This is a genomic window from Micromonospora sp. GCM10011542, assembly GCF_042650685.1.
Lineage (GTDB): Bacteria > Actinomycetota > Actinomycetes > Mycobacteriales > Micromonosporaceae > Micromonospora.
Genome location: NZ_JBHSBO010000040.1, coordinates 61,507 through 85,631, shown reverse-complemented (window position 1 = coordinate 85,631; position 24,125 = coordinate 61,507). Strand labels below are relative to the sequence as shown.

Annotated in this window: 22 protein-coding genes and 2 pseudogenes; 11 read left to right on the top strand and 13 right to left on the bottom strand. The window is 69.5% G+C overall.

The features are described 5' to 3' along the window. Positions 1-167 precede the first annotated feature (167 nt). The gene (locus ACFOW4_RS13855; protein ID WP_377527663.1) at positions 168-899 is read left to right on the top strand and encodes an alpha/beta hydrolase; all 732 of its coding nucleotides are present in this window, start codon (positions 168-170) and stop codon (positions 897-899) included. A 10-nt stretch (positions 900-909) separates the two neighbouring features. On the opposite strand, the gene ACFOW4_RS13850 is transcribed toward ACFOW4_RS13855, so the two are convergent. From ACFOW4_RS13850 to ACFOW4_RS13835, 4 genes and pseudogenes are all read right to left on the bottom strand, one after another. Beyond that, on the bottom strand, positions 910-1,101 hold the full coding sequence (locus ACFOW4_RS13850) for a hypothetical protein (RefSeq protein WP_377527662.1): 192 nt from the start codon (positions 1,099-1,101) through the stop codon (positions 910-912). A 141-nt stretch (positions 1,102-1,242) separates the two neighbouring features. Further along, the gene (locus ACFOW4_RS13845; protein ID WP_377528164.1) at positions 1,243-1,431 is read right to left on the bottom strand and encodes a CDGSH iron-sulfur domain-containing protein; all 189 of its coding nucleotides are present in this window, start codon (positions 1,429-1,431) and stop codon (positions 1,243-1,245) included. 48 nt (positions 1,432-1,479) lie between these two features. Beyond that, positions 1,480-1,698, bottom strand: a pseudogene (locus ACFOW4_RS13840) ((4Fe-4S)-binding protein); the annotation flags it as partial. Beyond that, a complete protein-coding gene (locus tag ACFOW4_RS13835) occupies positions 1,695-1,991 on the bottom strand; it encodes a GNAT family N-acetyltransferase (RefSeq protein WP_377527660.1) in 297 nt (98 codons plus the stop codon). The gene ACFOW4_RS13835 and the pseudogene ACFOW4_RS13840, both read right to left, overlap by 4 nt. Before the next feature lie 560 nt (positions 1,992-2,551). On the opposite strand from ACFOW4_RS13835, the gene ACFOW4_RS13830 reads away from it, so the two are divergent. Beyond that, positions 2,552-2,707 carry a hypothetical protein gene (locus tag ACFOW4_RS13830; protein WP_377527659.1) on the top strand — a complete coding sequence of 52 codons (156 nt, stop codon included), beginning with the start codon at positions 2,552-2,554 and terminating at the stop codon, positions 2,705-2,707. Positions 2,708-2,894: 187 nt separating this feature from the next. Here ACFOW4_RS13830 and ACFOW4_RS13825 read toward each other — a convergent pair whose 3' ends face one another. Beyond that, on the bottom strand, positions 2,895-3,410 hold the full coding sequence (locus tag ACFOW4_RS13825; RefSeq protein WP_377527658.1) for a VOC family protein: 516 nt from the start codon (positions 3,408-3,410) through the stop codon (positions 2,895-2,897). A gap of 299 nt (positions 3,411-3,709) precedes the next feature. On the opposite strand from ACFOW4_RS13825, the gene ACFOW4_RS13820 reads away from it, so the two are divergent. Further along, positions 3,710-7,015, top strand: a complete 3,306-nt coding sequence (locus tag ACFOW4_RS13820) for a S8 family serine peptidase (RefSeq protein WP_377527656.1) — start codon at positions 3,710-3,712, stop codon at positions 7,013-7,015. Between the two features lie 456 nt (positions 7,016-7,471). Here the strand turns inward: ACFOW4_RS13820 and ACFOW4_RS13815 are convergent, their stop codons facing one another. The 3 genes and pseudogenes from ACFOW4_RS13815 to ACFOW4_RS13805 form a co-directional block, all read right to left on the bottom strand. Beyond that, positions 7,472-7,813: an ArsR/SmtB family transcription factor gene (locus ACFOW4_RS13815; RefSeq protein ID WP_377528162.1), complete on the bottom strand. Its 342-nt coding sequence runs from the start codon at positions 7,811-7,813 to the stop codon at positions 7,472-7,474. Positions 7,814-8,041: 228 nt separating this feature from the next. Next, positions 8,042-8,826 (bottom strand): annotated as a pseudogene (gene istB / locus ACFOW4_RS13810) (IS21-like element helper ATPase IstB). Further along, a complete protein-coding gene (locus tag ACFOW4_RS13805; RefSeq protein ID WP_377527655.1) occupies positions 8,826-9,692 on the bottom strand; it encodes an isocitrate lyase/phosphoenolpyruvate mutase family protein in 867 nt (288 codons plus the stop codon). Before ACFOW4_RS13805 ends, istB begins: the two are co-directional and overlap by 1 nt. Positions 9,693-9,931: 239 nt before the next feature. Between ACFOW4_RS13805 and ACFOW4_RS13800 the strand changes: the two genes are divergently transcribed. The 7 genes from ACFOW4_RS13800 (at position 9,932) to ACFOW4_RS13770 (ending at position 17,811) form a co-directional block, all read left to right on the top strand. Then, positions 9,932-11,368, top strand: coding sequence for a PLP-dependent aminotransferase family protein (locus ACFOW4_RS13800; protein WP_377527654.1), 1,437 nt, complete (start codon positions 9,932-9,934; stop codon positions 11,366-11,368). A gap of 389 nt (positions 11,369-11,757) precedes the next feature. Further along, the gene (locus ACFOW4_RS13795) at positions 11,758-12,339 is read left to right on the top strand and encodes an NAD-dependent epimerase/dehydratase family protein (RefSeq protein ID WP_377527652.1); all 582 of its coding nucleotides are present in this window, start codon (positions 11,758-11,760) and stop codon (positions 12,337-12,339) included. Between the two features lie 224 nt (positions 12,340-12,563). Further along, a complete protein-coding gene (locus ACFOW4_RS13790) occupies positions 12,564-13,724 on the top strand; it encodes an MFS transporter (protein WP_377527651.1) in 1,161 nt (386 codons plus the stop codon). Between the two features lie 45 nt (positions 13,725-13,769). Continuing rightward, on the top strand, positions 13,770-14,945 hold the full coding sequence (locus tag ACFOW4_RS13785; RefSeq protein ID WP_377527649.1) for an acyl carrier protein: 1,176 nt from the start codon (positions 13,770-13,772) through the stop codon (positions 14,943-14,945). A 226-nt stretch (positions 14,946-15,171) separates the two neighbouring features. Next, positions 15,172-16,047, top strand: a complete 876-nt coding sequence (locus ACFOW4_RS13780; RefSeq protein WP_377527647.1) for a sigma-70 family RNA polymerase sigma factor — start codon at positions 15,172-15,174, stop codon at positions 16,045-16,047. 47 nt (positions 16,048-16,094) lie between these two features. Beyond that, a complete protein-coding gene (locus ACFOW4_RS13775) occupies positions 16,095-17,471 on the top strand; it encodes an NAD(P)/FAD-dependent oxidoreductase (protein ID WP_377527646.1) in 1,377 nt (458 codons plus the stop codon). Next, positions 17,455-17,811 carry a siderophore-interacting protein gene (locus ACFOW4_RS13770; RefSeq protein WP_377527644.1) on the top strand — a complete coding sequence of 119 codons (357 nt, stop codon included), beginning with the start codon at positions 17,455-17,457 and terminating at the stop codon, positions 17,809-17,811. The genes ACFOW4_RS13775 and ACFOW4_RS13770 overlap by 17 nt, the downstream gene beginning before the upstream one ends. 22 nt (positions 17,812-17,833) lie before the next feature. On the opposite strand, the gene ACFOW4_RS13765 is transcribed toward ACFOW4_RS13770, so the two are convergent. The 5 genes from ACFOW4_RS13765 to ACFOW4_RS13745 form a co-directional block, all read right to left on the bottom strand. After that, a complete protein-coding gene (locus ACFOW4_RS13765; RefSeq protein WP_377527643.1) occupies positions 17,834-18,130 on the bottom strand; it encodes a hypothetical protein in 297 nt (98 codons plus the stop codon). 97 nt (positions 18,131-18,227) lie between these two features. Further along, positions 18,228-18,986, bottom strand: coding sequence for an SDR family oxidoreductase (locus ACFOW4_RS13760; RefSeq protein ID WP_377527641.1), 759 nt, complete (start codon positions 18,984-18,986; stop codon positions 18,228-18,230). A gap of 81 nt (positions 18,987-19,067) precedes the next feature. After that, positions 19,068-20,156, bottom strand: a complete 1,089-nt coding sequence (locus ACFOW4_RS13755) for a ferritin-like protein (RefSeq protein ID WP_377527640.1) — start codon at positions 20,154-20,156, stop codon at positions 19,068-19,070. Between the two features lie 290 nt (positions 20,157-20,446). Continuing rightward, the gene (locus ACFOW4_RS13750) at positions 20,447-21,181 is read right to left on the bottom strand and encodes an SDR family oxidoreductase (protein ID WP_377527638.1); all 735 of its coding nucleotides are present in this window, start codon (positions 21,179-21,181) and stop codon (positions 20,447-20,449) included. A 96-nt stretch (positions 21,182-21,277) separates the two neighbouring features. Further along, the gene (locus ACFOW4_RS13745) at positions 21,278-22,651 is read right to left on the bottom strand and encodes a peroxidase family protein (protein ID WP_377527637.1); all 1,374 of its coding nucleotides are present in this window, start codon (positions 22,649-22,651) and stop codon (positions 21,278-21,280) included. 598 nt (positions 22,652-23,249) lie between these two features. On the opposite strand from ACFOW4_RS13745, the gene ACFOW4_RS13740 reads away from it, so the two are divergent. Then, the gene (locus ACFOW4_RS13740) at positions 23,250-23,861 is read left to right on the top strand and encodes a TMEM175 family protein (RefSeq protein WP_377527635.1); all 612 of its coding nucleotides are present in this window, start codon (positions 23,250-23,252) and stop codon (positions 23,859-23,861) included. Positions 23,862-24,125: the final 264 nt, after the last annotated feature.

Here is a 24,125-nt window from a genome sequence, read left to right as displayed (position 1 = left end):
GTTGGCGGACCACGGCGACCACTGCTACTTTGCCGGCGACCGTGCGAGAGAACGAGGAGGTGGTACCCGTGAACGCAGTATCGACATGGGTGCTCCCCTCCGGGGTCACGGTCGGGCGATAGGTCGTCCGGGAGCGCCGTCCACGAGCACTCCCGAAAGGCACGACCATGCGATTCACTTCTGAGCAGCGCCTCGCCGACGGCGTCCTCGAACGCGAGTTCACCCTCGGCGAGATCCCCGGCATCCTGTGGACGCCCGGATTCGCGTCCGCACCGGCCCCGCTGATCCTGATCGGCCACCCCGGCGGACTGCACAGGATGTACCCCCGACTGGTGACCCGGGCCCGGCACGCCGCGGCGGAGGGCTTCGCGGCGGCCACCATCGAGCTCCCCTGGAGCGGTGACCGGCCCCGGTCCGCCGCCGCCGAGGAGGCCCGCGCCGACCTGCGCCGGGCGCTGGAGGCTGGCGAGCCGGTCGACGACGAGATCGTCGACCGGCTCGTCCTCCCGCTGGTCGAGAAGGCGGTCCCGGAATGGCGGGCCGCCCTGGACGCCCTCCTTGCGCTGCCCGAGATCACCGGCCCGGTCGGGTACTCGGGAGGGGTGATCGCCATCGGCGTCCGGCTGGCGGTGGTCGAGCCACGCATCTCGGCCGGCCTTCTGTTCGCCGGGAGTTTCGTGCCCCGCACCCTGTTCGAGGAGGCCCGGCAGGTCACCATTCCGCTGCAGGTCCTGCTGCAGTGGGACGACGAAGGAAACGACCGGCAGATGGCCCTGGACCTGTTCGACGCCTTCGGCTCCAAGGAGAAGACGCTGCACGCCAACATGGGCGGGCACACCGGCGTCCCGCAGTTCGAGGGGGACGACGGGAACCGGTTCTTCGCCCGGCACCTGAAGTGAGGCCGGGCCGTCAGGCCGGCAGCAGACGATAAGAGCTGTCGGCCAGGATGCCGCTCATCGAGGACCGGTCCAGGCCACCCGCGTTGGCGATGACCAGCAGATGCACGAACGCCCCGACCGCGGGCGGTACCAGCCATCGGCGGTACCGCCCGGTCGGGGCGGTGTGGGCGGCGGATGTCGGTTTGGCGGCCCGACTCGACATCGGCCAGGAGGGCTATCTGGCGTTGCGGGGCATGCCCGACCCGGCGCCGTACCCGGCCAGCGGAGTCACTCCCTCTGAAGCGCACCGGTCCGCCGCGGGACCGGTCGACGACGAGAACGATCGAGCCGACCAGCGTCCGTTCTACAGCTCTGAGAGCTTGACACCACACGATCCGTCGCAGTACGGCGCGAGCGCGGTGGCGCCGCAGGCGCAGGCCGCCATCCGGGTCTCGCGGCGCATCCCGGCACCGACACCCGGCTGATCGGCCCACACCCGCAGGTCCCCCCGCAGTAGGAGGGGGCCACCGGGCACCGCGCGTACGGTCGTCACCGGATCAGGTTGCTCGGTGTCGACACCGGTCGTCGGGCGATACTGCAGGGCCCCGGTGGGGCATCGCCTGATGACGGTGGCAACCTCGTCTCCCGGTGCGGCCCCGGGCAGGATCCATGGGCGTCGTCCGACGTCGAACACGTCCGGTAGACCCCGGACACACTCGCCGGCGTGCCGGCACCGGCGAGCGTCGTAGCTGACCAGGATCTCCGGGCCGGAATACCGCTTCCCGTCATCGAAGGGATCGTGCGCGGCCGGCTCGGTCACGGATGCCGCACCAGGTCGGCGTACTCGGCATGTCGGCGGATGTAGGAAACGACGAACTGGCAGAGCGGGGTGACGAACAGACCCTGCCGTCGTACGTCGTCCAGCGCCTCCCCGACCAGCCGCGAGCCCAGCCCGCGCCCGTTGTGGGCGACGTCCACCTCGGTGTGCGTGAATACCACACGGTCGTCGTGGAGGCGGTAGTCGGCGAAGCCGGCGAGAGCGCCGTCGACCAGGACCTCGTACCGCTTCATGTCCGGGTTGTTCCGGACGACGATCATGTCCCCGTCACTCACTGTCCGCCTCCCTGGTCGATCGGACCCGCTGCGGGCACCCGGAGCGTGCGCCCATGGTCCTCCACGCATCGCTGACCTGGCCACGTGCCGGTGGGGGCTGTTCCCGTCATCACACTCCGCTGACGTCGGGCTGCACCCATCACCCTGGCGTCGCCACCCGCCAGGTTCGCCGCCCAGCCCGTCGAGCGGCCGACGAGCCGCGAGCCGACGAGTAGGTGAGGTCGGGCAGGGTAGGCATCTCGCGAACGGAAATGACATCCTCGTCGCCTGGCTGCCCGTGAACGAACCGGACCTGACGGTGGGGCCGGTCCTCTTCGGCGACCGGCGGATCCTGGCGGTGTCGACCGACCACGAGCTGGCCCGACGACCATCCGTGTCGCTGGAGATGCTCGCCGACTTTCCGAACGGGGCAACGCCTGCCGGACTACTGGGAAGACGCGTACCTGCCGTTCCAGAGCCCACGCGGCCAGACGATCGAGCGTGGCGCATTCGTCACCAACAGCGAGGAGCTCATCCACCTCGTCGCCCTCGGCGACACGGTCCAGGTCTTCCCCGTCCACGTGACCGACCACTGGGCCATGCCGGACGTGCGGTGGCTGCCCATCACCGACCTGCCCCGTCTGAACTACGCCCTGGTCTGGCGCACCGAGACGGAAACCGAGATCATCCGGGCGATGGCACAGGTCGTCGACGACCTGTGCCCGCTGATGCGCTAGCCGAGAGCCAGGAAGACGGACGACGTCGGTGTCGCGTGGGAGACGGAGTGCGCGCCCGGCCGTACGGACCGGACGCCACTCCGCTCAGCCCCGCCTGCCTCCCGCAACGAGCAACGCCGCCTGGTCGCTCGTCGTTGGACGCAGCAAGAGCCGCAGCGAGAGCCGCAGCGTCTCGGTCAGCACACCGTCACTCACCGGCCAGACCATTGTCGGCGAGCCACTGCGGGTCCGGTGCCACCATCTGCAGAACCTCCACCAGTAGCCCGTCGGGACCGGCAACCTGGAATCGGCGCTGTCCCCACGGCTCGGTCACGAGCGGCAGGAGCACCTCCAACTCGGCAGAGCGCAGCCGTTCGAACTCGGCGTCGACGTCGGCGACCAGGAACGCCAGCAGCGTGCCGACCACCGCCTTGCCCCGGGTCGCCCGCGGCCACGATCCGTGGTCGCGCTGCACGAAGTCCAGGCTGACGTTCGGGTGATCGGCGTGCTGCGTGCTCACGTACCAGCCCAGGTCGATCCCGACCTTGAACCCGAAATGCTCAACGAACCACGCCGCGCTCGCGGTCGGGTTACCCGCCGCGATCGCCATCCCCATCAACGAGAACTGCATACGTGCCTCTCCCCTGTTCCACGGACGGTACGTCCCTGATCTGCCCAGCGCGTGGCCAGAGACCGGCCGGTGATCTTCGCGCTCGATGGCCACCAGCGTCCGGCACCCGCCGGTCCCGGATCAACGACGACCTCGCACACGTACCGTTAAGCCGCAGTTGACAATCGATCCGTGGCGTACCTCCGTGGGCCCTGGCGCGGCCACCGGCGCCCGGGCCTATGCAGGCGCTCCGCGGTCTCACGATCAGTCCACACCAGTCTCTCCGGCGGACGGCAGGTCACGAGGAGGTCACAACGTCGGGGCATCGGTCGACACCGCCTACCAACACCGCAAAGGATGCGCTCACGCGCGCCCTGTCATCTCAGGGCCCTGTTCTCTGGAGGAAAGAGAACGTGAGTACACCCCGCAACCTGAGCAGGCGTACCTCCGCCGCGCTCTTCGCGTCGGTCCTGGCGGCCGGTGCCATGACCGTGACGGGTGGTGCCGCCACCGCGAGCGCCGCCCCCTCCACACCCGACGCTGGGCAGGCCACCCCCGCCGAGGCGCTGGGCTCGCACGACGCCAAACTGCTCGCGCAGGCCGAGGCGAAGCACGCGCCGACGGTCACCCTGATCGTCGCCACCGAGAAGGGCGAGAGCAACGACGTCGCCAACGGCGTCAAGGCCCTCGGCGGTGCGGTCAACCGGCGTTTCGACCAGATCGGCTACGTCCTCGCCACCGTGCCGACCAGCAAGGTGCTCAAGGCCGCCACGCTGCCGGGTGTCGCCGCCGTCGACCTGGACGAGACGATTCAGCTTCCGGACCCGACCGCCGGCACCGCGCCCTCCGGGGCGAAGGCCGCCGGGCAGGGCGCGACGTTGGCCGGTCCTGGTGCGGGCACCGGCGCGGTGAACCCCTACATGCCGACCAACGAGACCGGCGCGGAGTCCTTCAAGGCCGCCCACCCGCAGTGGGACGGCCGCGGAGTGACCATCGGCATCATGGACTCCGGCGTCGACCTGGACCAGCCGGCGCTGCAGAAAACCACGACCGGTGAGCGGAAGATCGTCGACTGGGTCACGGCCACCGACCCGGTCACCGAGAACGACGGCACCTGGCGGCGGATGGCCACCGAGGTGACCGGCCCTTCGTTCAGCGCTGGCGGCGCGACGTGGACCGCGCCGGCGGGGACCTACAAGTTCAACCTGTTCCGAGAGTCGATCACCGCCCCCAGCGACCCGGCAGGTGACGTCAACCGCGACGGCGACACCACCGACGCGTGGGGCATCCTCTACAACCCGCAGACCCACGACATCTGGGTCGACGTCGACCAGGACAACAGCTTCACCGACGAGACCCTGATGCGCCCGTACCGTGAGCGCTTCGACGTCGGGCACTTCGGCACCGACAACCCGGCCACCGCCGTGCGGGACCAGATGCCGTTCGTGGTGGAGTACCGCGAGGACGTGGACACCAGCCCCCTGGGCATCCCGGGCACCGCCGACTACGTCAACATCGGCATCATCGAGGCCACCCACGGCACTCACGTCGCCGGCATCACCGCCGCCAACGACATGCTGGGCAACACCGCCTTCGACGGCGCCGCCCCCGGCGCCAAGCTCGTCTCCGCCCGGGCCTGCTCCTGGGGCGGTGGCTGCACCGCCGCCGCGCTGACCACCGGCATGGCCGACCTGGTCATCAACCGTCACGTCGACGTGGTCAACATGTCCATCGGTGGCCTGCCGACGCTCAACGACGGCGCGAACGCCCGTGCGCAGCTCTACAACGACCTGATCAGCACCTACGGTGTGCAGATGTTCATCTCCGCCGGCAACTCCGGTCCCGGGTTGAACACCGTCGGCGACCCGTCCGTCGCCGAGAACGTCGTCAGCGTCGCGGCCAGCATCAGCAAGGACACCTGGCTGGCCAACTACGGCTCGGTGGTCACGAAGAACAACGCGCTGTTCAACTTCTCCTCCCGGGGCCCGCGTGAGGACGGCGGCTTCAAGCCCAACATCACCGCTCCGGGATCGGCGATCTCCACCGCGCCGACCTGGCAGCCGGGCAACCCCGTTCCTGAGGCCGGCTACGCTCTGCCGCCGGGCTACCAGATGCTCAACGGCACCTCGATGGCCTCCCCGCAGGCCGCTGGCGCCGCCGCTCTGCTGCTCTCGGCCGCGAAGGCCACCGACGAGGGCGTCACCCCGGCCGCGCTGCGTCGGGCCATCTACACCTCCGCCAAGCCCATCGCGGGCGTGGCGACGTACGCGCAGGGCTACGGCATGTTCAACGTTCCCGGCGCGTGGAAGCTGCTCGCGAAGAGCGTCGAGACCCGCTCGTACGTCTCGGACGCCCCGGTCTGCACCGAGCTGTCGGAGAACCTCACCCGCTACGACCGCGAGCTGAGCCGGTTCGTCCCGAACCCGAACCGCGGCGCCGGCGTCTACAACCGCTGCACCTCCGCCGAGGGCGGGCACAAGGTCAACCAGAGCCGCACCTACCCGGTCAAGATCACCCGGACCAGCGGCCCAGCCGGCACGATCAGCCACAAGCTGGCCCTGCGCGGCAACGACGGCACCTTCACCGCACCCAAGACGGTCGGACTTCCGCTGAACAAGGCCGTCACGGTCCCGGTCAGCGCCAAGCCGACGTCCACCGGCGCGCACGGCACGATCCTGACCGTGGACGACCCGAAGACCTCAGTGGTCGACTTCGAGGTCTCCGCCGTCGTGGTGGCTGCCAATGACACCACCAAACCGAGCTACTCGTTCTCCGCCGAGGGATCGGTGCAGCGCAACAGCTTCACCTCGTACTTCGTCACCGTGCCGCCCGGCGCGGGCGCGCTGCAGGTGAACCTGTCCGGCATCGCCACCGGGTCGCAGACCCGGTTCATCGCCATCAACCCCTACGGCGTGCCGGTAGAAAGCACGGCGAGCACCGCCTGCTACACCAACTTCTCCGACGCCGCGGCCTGCAAGCCGCAGGAGCGCGACTACCAGAACCCCGTCGCCGGGGTCTGGGAGATCGAGGTGGAGTCGCGGCGGACCTCCCCGGCGCTGAACAACCCGTTCCAGCTTCAGGCGCGGGTGCAGGGCGTCGCGGTGGAGCCGGCCGTGATCGAGCTGCCGTCGGTCACCGCCGGTGAGCCGACCTCGGCGACCTGGACGCTGACCAACACCTTCGGTCCGGTCGCGGTGACCGGTCAGGGCGGCCCGCTGTCCAGCGTGCACGCCGAGCGGCCGACCATCGCCGAGGGCGCCCAGCACGAGTACACCGTCGAGGTGCCCGCGGGCGCGAGCCGGTTCACCGCCCGGATCGGCAACACCGCCAACCTGGGCGCGGACCTGGACCTGACGGTGTTCCGCGGCGATCTCCAGGTCGGCCAGTCGGCCGACGGTGACTCCGAGGAGACCGTCACCGTCGCGAACCCGCCGGCGGGCACCTACCGGGTCGTCGTCGACGGGTACGCCGTCGACGGGCCGGGCACCAGCACCGCCTACGACTACCGGGACTCGTTCTCGGCCTCGTCGCTGGGCACGCTGGCCACTCCGGCGACCCCGCTGGCCCTGCCCAACGGCACCACCGCCACGCTCACCGGTACGGTGACCGCCCAGTCCGCTCCGGGCGCCGGGCGTGAGCTGTTCGGCGAGCTGGCGGTCGTGACCACCGAGGGCGCGGTCGTCGGCCGTGGTGCCGTCTCCATCGGCACCGTCAACTAACCCACCACAACCGAGCAGGAGCCCATCCCCGATCTTTCGGGGGTGGGCTCCTGTTCATCTGCCCTCAGGTCCCGGCCACCATGACGGCCTCCTGTGCCCGCATCCCCCACGCCGGTTCGCGTTAACGGGAGCGGCGAATACCGACGCCGTCTGTGGAGCAGACCGCTCCTGCTCGTTGAGCACATCAGGTCTTCAGGAGTCGGTGCGTCAGCGGCTGACCGCCATGGAGTTGGACCACGAGGATGCCTTGGCACGGATGCGACGAGGCACCGGATCCCTGCCGCTGCGCCAAGTTCGGGCGGTGGCGTTTCCCTAGCCGATCAGAGCGCCCCACTCGCAGCCGCAATCGCTTCTGCGTTGGTGGCTCCTGCCCGTCGCCAGCCGTGTTTCCTGGCGCGTATCGATCAGGGGTGTGCCGCCTCAGCCGATATCGCGTCCGCCCTCGCCGCTGCTCGGTCAGCGATTCTTCTTCGTCGACCGCTTGCGGGGTGGCGTCAGCAGGTCAGCGATCGCGCCGATCGCGGACGGCACCAGCCGGTAGTACGCCCAGACGCCGCGCTTGTCGCGCTCAAGCAGTCCGGCCTCGGTGAGAATCCGAAGGTGATGACTCACGGTGGGCTGGGAGAGACCGAGCGGCGCGGTGAGGTCAGTCACCGACGCTTCTCCGTCCGGAGACGACTGGATCAGGCTGAGCAGTCGCAGCCGGGCCGGGTCGGCGAATGCCTTCAGCACCGCGGCGAGCCGCTCAGCATCGGCACGCTCGATCGGCTCACCAGCAAGGGGCGAGATAGCAGGCATAGTCGTTTTCGCGGTTGCCACGTCCTGCATCGTTGCAGCAAGACCCCCCGGAGGTGGGTGGAACGAGGGGCGGATCACGGTAAGGCGCCGTTGGGATGCACCCAACGCGACAGACGTGTCGCATGCGTGGGGCTACTTGGAGATGCCGAGCAACGATCTGTCGACGCCGGCTGACCTCTGACCCCTCTGTTCCGGCCGAATGTTGACCCCCTCGCTGGTTGTTGATGTTCAGTCGTTGGTCTTGGTGGCTGCGGGGACGCGGCCGAGGTCGCGGTCTTTGAGCCGGTGCTGTCGCCCTTCATGGAGATCACTTCGGCGTGGTGGACGAGGCGGTCGATCATGGCTGCGGCGACGACGTCGTCGCCGAAGACTTCGCCCCAGCGGCCGAAGGGCTTGTTGCTGGTGACGATGAGGCTGGCTCGTTCGTAGCGGTTGGACACCAGTTGGAAGAACAGGTTCGCCGCTTCGGCTTCGAAGGGGATGTAGCCGACCTCGTCGACGATCAGCAGTGGGATCCGGCCGAGTTTGACCAGCTCGTCTTGAAGGCGTCCGGCGTGGTGGGCGTCGGCGAGGCGGGACACCCATTGGGCGGCGGTGGCGAACGCGATTCGGTGTCCGGCCTGGCAGGCCCGGATCCCGAGGCCGATGGACAGGTGGGTCTTGCCGGTTCCTGGCGGGCCCAGGAAGACGACGTTCTCTTTCGACGCCACAAAGTCGAGGGTGCCGAGGTGGGCGATCGTTTCCCGCTTCAACGAGCGTTGGTGGTCGAAGTCGAACTCCTCCAGGCTCTTGCGGGCCGGGAACCTCGCTGCTCGGATGCGTCCCTCTCCGCCGTGGGCCTCGCGGGCGGCGACTTTGCGTTGCAGGCAGGCGGCGAGGAACTCTTCATGCGTCCAGGACTCCGCGCGGGCCCGTTCCGCCAGCCTCTCGACTGAGGCGGCCAGGGACGGCGCCTTCAGGGCGCGGGTGAGGAACGCGATCTCCGAGGCGACGTTGCTGGTCTTGGCGGCCATCACGCAGCCACCTCATCGAGGCCGAACATGCGGTCGTAGTCGCTTAGCAGCCGTCGTTGGACCTGGGCGTCGACGGCGGTTGTCGGGGTGCGTTGGGCAGCGATGCGCAGGTCCACGGCGGCTTGGCGGTGGGCGGGGTCGGTGATGCTCTGATGCGATGCCCAGCACCGGTCGTGCCGGGCCACCGGCCGGCCGTCGCAGAGCACCTGCACCTGGTTGCAGTCAGCGGTGACCTCGACTCGCCGGCCGACCACCGACGGGTGCACCGAGTAGTCGTTGCCGTCCAGACGCACGTAGTGATCGCGGGGCAGCCAGGTGGTCTGCCGCCAGCCGACCACCGGCGCGACCGGTGGCAGTGGCAGCATTGCGGCCCGGTCGGCGTCCCACCGGTCCAGCGGGCGGCAGCGCAGCATCCGGTGCTGGCGGCTGTTGGCCCGCACCAGCCAGTCGCTGAGCTGGGCGTTGAAGTCCGCCGGTGAGCTGAACCGGCGACCGGGCAGGAACGAGGTCTCCAGATAGCCGTTGGCCCGCTCCACCGGGCCCTTGGCCTCCGGGTCCGCCGGCCGGCACTGGATCACCTTGATGCCCAGGCTGCCGCGGAAGGCGTTCATCGCCTCCGTCAGCTGCGGCCTGCCGGCCCGCCACTGCCCGACTGCGGACTCGTTGTCCCACACCAGAGCCTTGGGCACCCGCCCCCAGCTGGAGATCAGCGTCCAGTGCAAGCCGCCCTCGATGTCGGCGGAGGCCGGGACGGGGACGGGGACGGCTGGGACGATCCTCGCCAGGGCGGCGAACATCTCGTCGGGCGGGGTCGAGCCGTCCCGGTAGCCGAGCGAGGCGGCGATCCCGGCGCTCGGGGTGGCCAACGCGGGGTAGCCGGCGTCGGCGACGACCCCGTGCGCCGGTGGCGTTCCACGGTCTGGGCAGGACGAGCGGGTCGCCGCTGGTGCGGTTCTGGGACAGGGCGCGGAAGGCCGAGGCGGTCACCTTCGCCGCGCCCGGAGGGTCGGCAGGGCCGCGGAGCGTAGGAGACGCTAAGTGCCGTCGTTGATCGTCATGCCAGCAACTCTACGCGGCCGGTGGTACTGGGATACGGTCCACTTCCGTGACAGATTCGCGGACCAACTTGGGGGCCGTCCCGTCGGTGTTCGGCGCCGACCTGCATCTGGACCTGATCGGCCCCGGGCTACGGGCCGGGCTTACGGACGCCCTGCGGGAGGCCATCCGCACCGGACGTCTGGTGCCCGGCACCCGGCTGCCGTCGTCCCGTTCACTCGCCGCTGATCTCGGCGTCGCCCGCAACACCGTTGCCGACACCTACGCCGAACTGGTCGCCGAGGGCTGGCTCACCGCCCAACAGGGCTCCGGAACGCGGGTGGCCAAGCGGGCCGAACCACGCAGCGAGGCGCCCGCCGCCGTTCGCGCAAGGCCCGCCCAACGCCGTCCCACGTACGGCCTGCTGCCTGGTGCGCCGACCCTCGCGGAGTTTCCCCGCACGCAGTGGCTCAAAGCCGCTCGCCGGGCGCTGACGGCGGCCCCGAACGATGCCTTCGGCTACGGCGACGCTCTCGGCCGGGTGGAGCTACGTACCGCCCTCGCCGACTATCTGGCGCGGGCTCGCGGGGTGCACGCCGAACCGGACCGGATCGTGATCTGTGCCGGTTTCCACCATGGTCTGACCCTGATGGCGCAGGTCCTGCGGGCGCGGCGGGTCGCGGCGCTGGCTGTCGAGTCGTACGGCCTCGACGTCTATCGTGATCTGCTGACCAGCGCCGGCCTGCGCATTCCGCCCGTCTATGTCGACGAACACGGCGCGCGCACCGATGATCTGACGGGGTTGAGCGCGGTGGGCGCGGCGCTGTTGACACCGGCGCATCAGTACCCGACGGGGGTCGCGTTGACCCCGCAGCGGCGCACGGCGGCAGTGGACTGGGCCCGCGCCACCGGCGGGCTGATCCTGGAGGACGACTACGACGGGGAGTTCCGATACGACCGCCAGCCGGTGGGCGCGCTGCAGGGCCTCGACCCGGAGCGGGTGGTGTACTTCGGCACGGCGAGCAAGTCACTCGCGCCCGGACTGCGCCTCGGTTGGATGGTGCTGCCGAAGGAGCTGGTCCCGGAGGTCGTGGCGGCCAAGGGAGACATCGACTACATGTCGAGCGCGCTGGAACAGCTGACGCTCGCCGAGTTCATCGCCTCTGGGGCGTACGACCGTCAGGTACGCACGATGCGCGTGCGCTACCGGCGCCGCCGGGACGAGCTGGTCGCGGCGCTGGCCCGGCGTGCGCCCGCCGTCCGCGTGACCGGGATGGCCGCCGGGCTGCAGTTGGTCCTCGAGCTCCCGCCCGGCACCGAAAACGCGGTCGTCCAGGCGGCGGCCCGCCGGGGCCTGGCGGTGGCCCCGATGGCCGATTTCCGTCACGAGCTGGCCGATGCGGGCTGGCGGTCGGCCGAGCCGGACGGGCTGGTGGTCAACTACGCGGCTCCCTCGGACAGCGCGTGGGCGGGAGCGTTGGACGCCCTGTGCGGGGTCATGCCGTAGGCCGGCCCAGTCAGAGGCTTGCCGTGTCGCCGGGCCTGGCCAGCGGCGGCAGACGTTGGACCTCCCGTGGGTCGGTGCTGTTAGCGGCAGGTCAGCCGACCGCCCGCCGCCCAGTCGGCGCACCCCGAGTTTCTCCACGGGTAGCTCTAGTGGAGTGCCAGATTCTTTGCCGAATTGGCCCATGAATCTGTCGGGTAACTGGACCAAATCACAGCGCCACTCAGCGCGTAACTTTGCGGCCGTGACCGCAGGACCAAGCGCCCGCGAAACGGATACCCGACGCCAAAGTACGCATGCGTGCAGCGGACGGGATCTGCCGCTGGCCGGGCGTGGTTCGGCGGTGACAGTAAAGAGCCAGACCTACCGAACTATGAAAAGTGGGAGAAATGATGCGGGTATTTCTCGCCGGTGCGTCCGGCGTGATCGGGCGGCGGCTGATCCCCCGGCTGGTGCAGGCGGGGCACGTGGTCGGTGGCATGACGCGATCGTCCGACAAGACGGAGTTGCTGGCGCAGCTCGGCGCCGAGCCGATCCTGTGTGACGTCTTCGACCGGGGCGCCCTGATCAAGGCGGTTCGAGAATTCGAACCGGAGGTCATCCTGAACGAGCTCACCGATCTGCCCGATGAGGTGGAGAAGATTGGTGATCATGCGGAGCTGAACGCGCGCATCCGGACTGAGGGCAACCAGAACCTGATCGAGGCGGCACGCCAGAGCGGATCACCTAAGATCCTGGCCCAGACCGTCGCCTGGCAGTTGCCGGACGGACCCGACGCCCGCGCCGTCGCCGAGTTGGAGCGCGCCGTTCTCGCCGAGGGTGGCGTGGTGCTGAGCTATGGGCAGTTCTACGGGCCCGGCACCTACAACGAACAGCAGATCCCCGCCGAGCCCCGGGTCCAGATCGATCGGGCGGCCGAACGCACGGTGGAGCTGCTTGATGCGCCGTCGGGCGTCGTCGTCATCACTGACTAGCGATCACGATCTGGCCGCCGAGCCGGACCGAACTCGGCCGTGGACCAGATCCCGGCCGACGGCGGTCCGGCCCGGCGGCGGATCCCCTTTCCACCTTCACCGACTCTTTCGGCCTGCGCATCGCTGCGTGCGGGCCGCCCCAGGGAGCTGTCATGTCCTCAATTCCGGGAACCATCGACGCGCCCGCGACCCGCCGGCGGCGTACTCTCCCCGCCGGACTGGCGTTGACGGGCGCGGCGCTCGCGTTCACCAGCCTGTATCTCGCGGCGGGTGTGCTGACGCCCCTGCTGGTGCTCTATCGCCAGCAGTGGAACTTCGCACCGTCACTGCTCACGCTGGCGTTCGCGGTCTACGCTGTCGGCTTCCTCGCCGCCGTCCTGACGCTGGGGTCGCTGTCCGACCATGTCGGACGGCGACCGGTGCTGATCGGCGCGCTGATGATCCAGCTCGCGTCGAACGTCCTGTTCCTCGTCGCACCCGATGTGGGCTGGGTGATCGCCGGGCGCATCGTGCAAGGTGTCGCCAGCGGCGCGGCGACGGCCGCCTTCACCGCCGCGCTCGTCGAGCTCGCTCCGCCGAACAAGAAGAGACTGGGCACCATCCTCGGCAGTGTCGGCCTGACCGGTGGGCTGGGTGCCGGCTCTCTGCTGGCCGGTCTCGCCATCCGGCTCACGTCCACGGCGAACACCGTCGTCTTCGTCGGCCTCATCGCCCTCACGGTTCTCGGGGCCGTCGTCATCGCCCTGTCCCCGGAGACCATGGCCCGCACCTCGGGCGCGCTCCGCTCGATGATTCCGCGCGTCGCGATCCCGCCCGCTGCCCGTACGGAGTTCGCCGCCGCAGCGCCGGTGGTCGCCGCGGTCTGGATGCTCGCAGGTCTCTCCGGCGGGCTGGCCCCGAGCATGGTCCGCAGCGTGTTCCACCTCGACAGCGGCCTGCTCAATGGCGTGGCCGGGTTCATCGCGCCGGCGGTGTCGGCCGTCGTCGGACTGACCTTCGCCCGCATCGACCCGCGGCGCGCGATGATCGTCGGGATCCACGCGTCCCTCGTCGGGGCCGTCGGCATCATCGGCGGGGTGTTCGCCGGGAGCCTGGCCGCCATGATCATCGGGCAGGCCATCGCCGGCGTCGGTTTCGGCGCGTCCTTCACCGCCGCCCTGCGCCTCATCTTCCCGCTCGCGGCCGCACACCAGCGCGCGGGAGTCGTCGGCGGGATCTACGTCGTCTCCTACGTCGCCTTCGGCCTACCCATCGTCGTCGAGGGGCAGCTCACCGGCCCGCTCGGCGAGGTGCCGGCCGTCGTTTGCTACACGGCGCTGACCGTTCTCCTCACGCTCATCAGCCTCGTCGCCCAGATCCGCATCACACGGCGTATCCGTGGCTGACGGACGCGACGTAGGCAACTCACGAAGGAACCGCCGGTCTCCGCCGTGGGCGCGCCCGGTGTGGGGACCGAGCAGCTCTGCCGGCTATACGCCGACCTGCTCGACCAGCCCGGCGTCAGCGCTGACGACAGCTTCGTCGACCTTGGCGGCGATTCCCTGTCGTACGTCGAGATGTCGGTCCGTCTCGAACAGCTCCTCGGTGACCTGCCCGCCGACTGGCACATCACGCCGATCCAGGAGCTGGCCCGAACCGCGCCGGCCCACCCGACCCGACGCCGCGTGCTGGAGACCAGCGTGGCCCTGCGGGCGCTGGCGATCGTGGTCGTCGTCGGCTCGCACATTCCCGTCTTCACCGTCAAGGGCGGGGCGCACCTGCTGCTCGCCGTAGCGGGGTTCAACTTCGCCCGGATCCAGCTCACCACCGTAGCCCGACGGGAGCGGGTACGGGCCTCCGTACGTGCGGTCGGCCGGATCGTGCTGCCGTCGGTGGCCTTCATCGCCGTGGCCGGGGCGGTCACCGGCGACTACACGCTGACCAACGTGCTGCTGCTCAACAGCGTCCTCGGCCCGCACGACGGCGCCACGGAGTGGCAGTTCTGGTTCATCGAGGCGCTGGTCCACATCCTGCTGGCGACGACCGCGCTGATCGCCGTGCCGGCGGTGGACCGGATCGAACGGCGGTACCCGTTCGGCCTGCCGCTGGCGCTCGCTGCCCTCGGCCTGGTCACCCGGTACGACCTACCCGGCCTCGCCACGTTCGGCTACGTCCCGTCGGCCCTGGTGGTGTGCTGGCTTTTCGCGCTCGGCTGGGCCGCGGCCCGCGCCGCCCGTACCGCTCAGCGGGTGGCCGTCACCGCCGCGGCGGCGCTCACGGTGCCGGGCCTGTTCGGCGAACCGTTCCGCGAGGCGTTCATCGTCGCCGGCTTCGCCCTGCTGGTCTGGGTGCCGCGGCTGCCGAGCCGGCCGGCCATCAATCGGGCCGCCGCCGTACTGGCCGCCAGCTCGCTCTGGATCTACCTCACCCACTGGCAGGTGATGCCGGTCGTCGGCCCCTGGTCGCGGTCGGCGGCGCTGGCCGCATCCCTGGCCGTTGGCATCGCGTGCGCGGTACTCGCCCGGCGGCTGCCGCCGTTCGTAACGGCGGCGAAGTTCAGTGCGCAGAAGGGTGAGGAGCACCCCTCAAGCCGCCTTGGCGGCAGCCCCGATCACGTGACGCGATAGCAACAGGCGGAGGACTGTCCTGCCATGCGCTGGTCAGCCTCGTCCGCCTGCTCGCCGAGTCCCACCAAAGTAGGGGCCGGCCGGGATGCACGGCCTGAGCTACTCACCGTAGTGCACGGAGCCGGCGTGGGCGTCCTCGGGTTGTCCGTATCTGGGGGCGAGCGCGGCGAGGAATCTGTCACAGGAGGCTAGCCTGGAGCGGCGAACGACCTTGGGGGAGACAGTGGTGGGGGATCTCGACGAGGCGGCGGCGATCTTCACGGGCGTGCGGCCACGTCTGTTCGGGATCGCGTACCGCATGTTGGGCAGCGCCAGCGAGGCCGAGGACCTGGTGCAGGACGTTTGGCTGCGCTGGCAGGCGACCGACCGGAGCGTGGTGAAGAATCCGGGCGCGTTTCTGGCGACGACCACGACGCGGCTCGCGATCAATGAGCTGCAGTCGGCGCGGGCGCGCCGCGAGACGTACGTCGGTCCGTGGCTGCCGGAGCCGGTCGACACCAGCGCGGACCCGTTCCTGGGCGCCGAGCGCGGGGAGGCGCTCGAGCTCGCGGTCCTGATGCTGATGGAGAAGCTCACCCCGCAGGAGCGGGCGGCGTACGTGTTGCGGGAGGCGTTCGACTACCCGTACCCGCAGATCGCCGCGATCCTGCAGTCCACCGAGCCGGCCGTGCGGCAGCTGGTCAGCCGGGCGCGTAAGCACGTCGCCAGCGAGCGGAAGATCCCGGTGCCCGAGTCCGCGCAGCGCCGGCTGCTGGCAACCTTCCTCGATGCCGCCCGCAGCGGTGATCTCGAAGCATTGGAGAAGTTGTTCGCGGCCGACGTGGCGAGCGTCTCCGACGGCAACGGCGCGCGGCAGGTCTCCCGCAAGGTGGTCGTGGGCGCGGCCCGGGTGGCGAAGTACATCGCCGCGTTCTCGACCGAGTACTGGGAGGGCATGGACCTGCGGTGGGTCACCACGAACGGGCAGACCAGCGCGATCATGCGCCGCGGTGACACGGTCCTCGGGATCGTCACGGTCGTCGCCTCTTCGGAGGGTATCGACCAGGTGCTGTGGATGATGAGTTCGGAGAAGATCGCCGCAATGGCCGACGTCACAAACTAGGGGGCAGGCCGGTCTCTACTGGCGAAGGCGAGAGACAGGGGACGAAGGTGCGGACCATCCTGGTGGTCGGCGGCGGGTACGCCGGCTTCTACACGGCCTGGAAACTGGAGAAGAAGCTGCGCCGGGGCGAGGCGCGGGTCATCGTCGTTGACCCCCGGCCGTACATGACCTATCAGCCGTTCCTGCCCGAGGTGGTGGCCGGCTCGGTCGAGGCGCGCCACGCCGCCGTCTCACTGCGCCGGCACCTGCGGAAGACGGAGATCATCGCGGGCCGGGTGACGGCGGTCGACCACGCGCGCAAGACGGTCATGGTACGCCCGGCCGTGGGCCGGGAATACCCGCTCGCGTACGACATCATCGTCGTGACCGCCGGTGCGGTGACCCGCACCCTGGCCATTCCCGGTGTGAGCGACCACGCGATCGGCATGAAGCACGTTGAGGAGGCCGTCGCGATCCGCGACCGGTTGCTGACCGCCTTCGACCAGGCCGCGACGCTGCCGCCCGGGCCGGAGCGCCGGCGGCTGCTCACCGTGACGTTCGTCGGCGGTGGCTTCTCCGGGGTCGAGGGCTTCGGTGAGCTGCTGTCGCTGGCGACGGCGCTGATCCGGCGCTATCCCGAGCTGAACCTGGACGAGCTGAGCTTCCACCTGGTGGAGGCACGCGACCGGATCCTGCCCGAGGTGACCGACGGGCCCGGGGAGTGGGTCGTGCGCTCGCTGACGAAGCGCGGCGCGCGCGTTCACCTGAACGCGCAACTGCTCTCCGTGCACGACGGTCACGTGGTGCTGTCCACCGGTGAGGAGTTCGATTCTGAGCTGATCGTCTGGACGGTCGGCAACGCTGCGAATCCGATGGTGCACAACCACAGCGACCTGCCCGTCAACGGGCGCGGGATGCTGGTGGTCCGCGCCGACCTGCGGGTCGGCACCGAGGACGCGCCGGTGCCGGACGCGTGGGGCGCCGGCGACGACGCGGCCGTCCCCGACCTCGCGGCGGAGCGGACCGGCGTCTCGACAGTGCCCAATGCCCAGCACGCGGTGCGCCAGGGCAAGCTGCTGGCCCGCAACATCATCGCCACGCTGCGCGGGCGGGAGCCGAAGCGGTACGTGCACCACAGTCTCGGCACGGTCGCCACGCTGGGCCTCGGCCGCGGCATCTTCCAGTTCCACCGCCTGGTCATCAAGGGCTTCCCGGCCTGGCTCATGCACCGCGGCTACCACGTGCTGGCGGTGCCGACGTGGGAGCGCAAGGTCCGGGTGCTCGCGGTCTGGGCGACCGCCGCGCTGTTCGGCCGGGACATCGTCTCGCTGACCTCGGTGCAGCACCCCCGGGAGGCGTTTCTGGCCGGCGCGCAAGCACCGGCACCCGCGGAGGCGAGTGCTCCGCCGGCGGGTGTCACGGCGGGCGATGCCGCGCGTTCATGACGACGTCGTACGCCGGCTTGCGGCTGCCTGCCAGTTGGGCGACGTCACCGCGATCGAGGCCGTCCTCGGCGCGGACGCCGTTGCGGTGTGCGACAGCGGCGGCAGCGTGCCCGCTCCGATCCGTCCGGTGCACGGAGCAGCCGAGGTCGCCCGGCTGCTATGTGCCCTGCTGCCCGGAGCGGACCTGACCGTTGAGAGCGTCAACGGGCACACCGGACTGGTGATCTGCCAGACCGGGCGTGCCGTCGCCGTGATCGCCGTGGGCTGCGACGAGGACCGGGCCGCAGCCCTTTGGATCGTGCTGAATCCCGCCAAGCTGCGGGACTGGCACCGCAGCTGAACCAAACCATCGCCGCAGGACGTTATCGTCGAGCACTACGGCCCCTTTTGGTCACATCGGCTTCCCTGCGCACAGATAGACGCAGGCATCGGCCCCTGGACATGGCGGTCAACGCGAGCCCGAGGCCGCCGACGTCGGACACCAGATGCTCGTTGTACGCAGGGTCGAGTCGCACCGTCGGGAAGTCGTCGTAGAACGATCGGGGAAACACGTACTGCCACACGGAGGCAACCGTCTGCAGCGCGGCCAGGGTGATCAGCCCGCCACGCAGCCACTTCTTCATCATCGGTACAGCGGTGTCGGTGGATTGAGGTGTCATGGCTGGAAGACTCTCGGCTCGGCGGATTGGTGACAGGTCCCAGCCACGGAAAGCGGCAGCGACCAGCAAGGATCACCCCCGTCCCGGGCTCGATCCATCACTGTGCGGCGTCGGTCTTCGCCGCCTCAGTCAGCCATTGACCGAACCGCAAAGTGCCACGGGGACCCGGCCCGGCGGGAAGGAGGCCACCGTTGGCCATCGACCGCCCCGCAGCTGACGGCCACGGCACGCTCACTACGAATTTGCGCGGGCCCCGAACCCTGGCTACCCGGCGTACGGCCGACGACATCATCAACACCTCAGGCCCTGCCATCTCCGGAACACGCCCCAACGCGGGTCCTTCGGCCAGACGCACCAACTCGGTGGCCACCTCAGCCGCCGCCACCGGTTGGGTACGCATCCGCGGGACAACGGCCACGGGTCCCGGGAAGAGGGTGAGTGACTGAACGGCGAACTCGAAGAACTGGGTGGCCCGCAGGATGGTCGCCGGCACCGGGCCGGCAAGCACGAGTCCTTCCTGACGACGCTTACCGTGGTAGTAGCCCCAGTTCACCCGGTCGATACCGACAATCGAGAGCAGTACGTGGTGATTGACACCGCACCGTTGTTCCGCCTTCAACAGGTTCCGCGTGGTCGTCTCGAAGAACCGAGTCGACGCGCGCTTACTGATTGTCTGGATGTTCGACACGTCGACGACGGTCGCCACGTTCCTGAGTGCGTCGTCCAAACCCACTCCGTTGGTCAGATCGACTCCGTGAGACCGGGAGATCACCACGACGCGATGGCCCGCCGCGCGCGCCCGCTCGACGACCAACTTGCCGACCCAGCCCGTACCTCCAGCCACCGCGATCCGCATCGCGTCACCTTCCTCTCAGCACGGTCCAAAGGGCTACGACCCCGTCCTCGTCGCAGCTCACGGCGATCACGGCGACCGGCGTCACGGCCGCCTGAGTTCCGGCGGTACGTACTCGAATGTCGGGCCGGCTGTTGTGCTTCCTCCATCGGACATCTCCATCAGTCCCTGCGCCTGGGCCTTGAGGGCGTACATGGTGCCGGTTGCGACGCCGAGCATCCCCGGGCTGCCGTTGAACGCCTGCTCCAACAGATTCAGCACGGCGCAGTAGGTGTGGTTGAAGTCATTCTGGGCGGCGCGGATCGGACTACCTGGAGCGTGGTCGGCCAGACGTGGGTTGGGCCGCATCGGGTAGACGCCGCCGAGGTCGACCGAGAGAGCTTCGCCGGTGGGCCCGGATCGCGAGGTGTCACCGCGCCGGTATCGCCGGCCCAGCTTGAGTTCCAGGAACCGGTAGTAGTGCGCGACCTCGTCCCGGTCGGGGTGGAGGATGTCCTGGTCACCGTCCCAGACCTCGCCTCGTCCTGTGCCTTCGCCCTGCTCGACGATCTCTTCCAACGCTGCCATTGCGGAGTTGAGATCGCTGACCGCGATCAGCCGTCCGCCGCTGCGATGGAATGGGCCCCCGGTGACCTGACGAGCCGGGTCGCCGCAGAAGACCGTCCGCTCGCCGAGTTCAGCGCACAGATGGCTCACTCCTTGTTCGATCGCGCTGTAGAACTGCCCGATCGTTTCGTAGCTGTCGCCCTCGGGCGGGGCACCAGGCGGCGCCGGCCGTTCGAGTCGGAGGAACATCTCAATTGCTTCCGCCCCGAACGGAACCAGCGACAGCTCCAGAGAGCGGTCGCCGTGGGGCAGAAGCCTGGGATAGTGCGGCAGCATCTTCGGCGTGTCCAGCCGAGGGTGCCCGCCGACGGCGTTGAGCAGGTTCGCGGCCAGCGCCAGGTGGATCATCTCTTCGACGAAGACGCTGCCGACCACCTGAACGGCTTCGGGGTTGCAAGATGGGTCGAGCGAGTAGAGCGCGCAGAGGTACGACGGCAGGGTGGCGTGTTCCAACTCGATCGCCCATTGCAGGTGCTTGCGAAGATCTTCGAGCGTCTCAATCCGCATCGTCGATGTGGCTGCCACTGTCCGTTGCGGTTCGGAGTGAGTCGTGGTCGGGTTGGTCATTTCTCCTCCGTGTGCTGCCTGTTCGGCGCCTGTCCGGGGCTGGGCGGGCAACCGCAGGATCAACTGCATCGAGACCGCGGCCCGGCGAGGCATCGGGCATCAGTAGCCGATGGATCTCGCCGAGCACGGCGGCTTTGTCTCGATGGTGCAGAGCCCCAGGCACCAGGCGGCGTCACCGGCTCCGTCCGCAGTGGAATCCGAGCTCGGTCGTGGCAGATGCCCTCTTACCGCATGGTGGTGGTCGCTACGCCGGCGGCGCGCCGCTTCGTCGCGTACGCCGATCTCGGCGACTAGCGGGTCAGCCAGTCGCGGTAGGTGGTCGTCGCGAGGACTGCGCCCTCCGGGGCGATCAGGACATCGCCGGGCACCGCGCCGAACATGCCGGCGGCCGGGTCGAGGACGACGATGCGCTTGTCGCCCTTGGCGGCCAGCGCGACCCGACCCCACTCGTCGAGCATGAAGACCTCGGGACCGGCCACGTTCCGGATGCCCTGCAGCGGCGCGCCCACGGCGACCTCGGCCACCGCCTTCGCGACGTCGGCCGACGCCATCGGCTGCACCGGCGTACCGGGCAGCCGCACCGTGTCGCCGTCGGCGGTCCAGGACAGGATCGCGTCGGCGAACTCGAAGAACTGGGTGGCGCGGACGATCGAGTATGGCACCGGGCCAGCCTTCAGAATCTCCTCCTGCAGCACCTTGGCGCGGTAGTAAGCGAGGTCCGGCACCCGGTCGACGCCGACGATCGACAGGATCACGGCGTGGCCGACGCCCGCGCGCTGCGCGGCCGCCAGCAGATTTTCCATCGTCGACCGGAAGAAGTCGGCCGAGGCCTCGTCGAACGTCGGCGAGTTCGTCAGATTCAGCACGACGTCGGCGCCCTTGAGCCCGGTGTCGAGGCCCTCGCCGGTGAGCAGGTCCACGCCGTTCGACAGAGACAGCGGCACCGCCTCGTGCCCCTCGGCCTGAAGGATCTTGACGACCTGCGACCCGATGAGCCCGGTACCACCCAGTACGGCGATTTTCATTTCTCTCACACCTCTGTCTTGGTCGGGAGGCCGGGCGTTCACCCGGCTACGCCAGTTATGACCGGACAGCACCGCCGGTTGTGACTACGATGCATGTCACACACAGGACGCATGCCGCTGAAGGGCGAGCAGGTCGGTCAGGCCGAAGCGTGCTCCCGCGGCAGGCAGGGTCGGCTCCCAGTCCGGTTCCAGGCTCAGGTAGCTTGCCGGGTCGGCGCGGAGCAGTCCGATCAGGACCTCCGCCACGATCCGGCCGCCGACTGGGCCGAGCCGGTCGCCACCGCCGCGGTGCTCGGCCTCCTTGAGGATGTAGAACCACAGCGGAGTGCCGTGCGGCCAGGCCTGCCCCAACTCGTCGGGGGTCAGCGGCGCCGCGCCAACCAGCCGGGCGACTGCCTCGCCGCTGGGCAGCCCGGTGGTTCCGCCGCGCAGTAGGTCGCGTACCGCCAGCGAGCGATAGGCGGCAGTGTCGACCACGCCGGTGACTCGCTCGGGCAGGCCGATGAGGCTGGCAGCGAGCCGGCCGTCGAGGCGTTTGGCGCGCTGCGCCGGTGGGTACCCGGGAACATCGAAGATCTGCGCCAGATCCAGGCGCCGACCGGCGGGCAGCGGGCCGAACCCGACCAGATCGGGGAAGAGCGGCACCGCGGGACCGCCGTCGACGAGCCGGTAGGTGTGCCGGATCTGGCCGTGGCCGTAGCGGAAGGCCGCGTCGGCGAACTCCAGCGGAATGTACGCCTGCCCCGGCGGCGGCGCGAACCACCGGCCGCCCTCGGCGAGCACCTGCTCGACCAGGCTCGCCCCGACAAGCCTGGGCAGGAAGTCATGGACCACGATCCACTGGTAGTGCCAGGTGAGTGTGACCCGCGCCCGGTCGAAGACGTCGGCCTCGGGCACCCCGCTCTCGCGCAGCAGGTCGACCACGTGGTTGTGCGCGTGCAGCAGCGCGACGTGCAGACTTAGCGCGAACAGATGCACGTCGTTGCGCGGATCGCCAATCAGGGCCACGCCCTGCCGGTTGCGCGGCACGTCGCCGCCGTCCTCGCCGAGCAGGAACTTCGCTGGGTCGCCCCCGTCGAACAGGTACGGCGAACCGATCGGGCCGTCCGAGTACATGATCTCCAGGTTGAGCTTCGGGGAGCGCGCGTTGCGCAGCACCTCGGGGTCGACGCCGCCGGTGATGGATGAGCGGTCAGCGGTGATGTCGTGGGCGATCAGTTGGCCGAAGAAGGGCCACCCGGCGGCCTCGGTGGCGTCGTCGGCGTCCCGGTTCAACTGATCCAGGACCGGGGCGGCGTCGCAGATCCCGCCGTCGCCACCCGCGCGCATCAGCAGCCCGGGGTCGGTGCCCAGCGGGCCCAGGCCTGGGAACATACGTCCGTAGCGGGCCGCCCCGGTGGGCCGGTCCACGGCGCGCACCAGGCTGAGGCAATGGTCGCGGGCGGCCACGCGGCTACCGCTTTCAGGCATCTCGATCTCCGTATCGTTCGGCCGGCCGTGAGCCGTCCGTCCTCCAGGGCCGCGCCAGCGCCGGAAAGGCTGTGGAGGCCCGCCTCCTCGCGCTAGGCATCCGCCGGATCGAACAACCCGTCGATCGATACAGCGAGGGCGACGTCCGTCAACTCTCCCCTGACGTTGCGCTCGAGCCTGGACAAGAAGGCGTCATCGCTGGACCGGGAATTTCCTCTTCTCCACCCGGTACGCGGGTGAACACCAGCAAAGACAAGGCAGCCCCGCGACCTGTGACACGCCGGCCGAGGTGTCTCAGGACACGTACGGGAGATGCGCTGTCACCACCCGCCCCGATGTACGGCCTCACGAAGTGAGCGGCTTCCGGCACACGGCGCCCACGCATCGGTCCGAACTCGTGTCGACGGGTTCGGGCAGCCACAGCCCAATCTCGGTCTGGCAACGCTGCCGCCGCCTGTCACAGATTCCACGGCTGCCCGGTCTTGGACGGTGACGACACAGAACCGCAGCCGCGGTCCTCCGCCGGCAACCACCAACAAGGACAGAATATGACAGCGTCGGATAAAGGGACCACTAGCGGGGAAGGGACGACAGAGCGGTGAGGACAGGTCGACTCGAAGCCTTCAGCGATGGCGTGCTCGCCATCATCATCACGATCATGGTGCTCGAACTGAAGGTGCCGGAGGACCACAGCCTCAGCGGCCTTCTTCACACGACCGGCGTCGGGCTGCTGACCTATCTCCTCAGCTTCGTCTATGTGGGCATCTATTGGAACAACCACCATCACATGTTCCATCTGGTGAGGCAGGTCAGCGGCGGGGTGCTGTGGGCGAACTCGGCACTGCTGTTCTGCCTGTCGCTGTTCCCGTTCACGACAGCCTGGATGGACGAGTCGAGGTTCGAGCCGACCCCGGTCGTCATTTACGGCCTGAATCTGCTCGCCGCGGCCATCGCATACCGCGTGCTCCAAGCCGTGATCATCCGGCGGCAGGGACCGGACTCGCCGCTGAGGCGGGCCGTCGGCAGTGACCTCAAGGGCAAGCTCTCCGCCGCGCTCAACCTCGTCGGGATACTCAGCGCCCTAGCGATCGACCGGGGCCGCATCGGCGTCTGGACTGCCCTGACGTGCTTCGTCGCCACGGCGATCATCTGGATCATTCCCGACCGCCGCATTGACCGGGTAGTCCGCCAGCACGAGACCGCGGACTGAGGCGAGAGATTGACCGGGTCTGTCGCACTGCCCGGACTCGTGGTCCGGTTTCCAGGAGGCGTGATGGCTGTCGAACGGGCAGACGCTCCCGCTCGCAACCGCCAAGCGATCCTGCGGGCAACGGAGGAACTGCTCGCCGAGCACGCAACCCGCATCCACGTCGCGATCGACAACGGTCCGCCGCCCCTCGGCCCTGGCGCACCACCTCGCGACCGGTTGCTCGGGTTTGTCGACGAACTAGGACCGCCCGCCCAACGGCGGGCG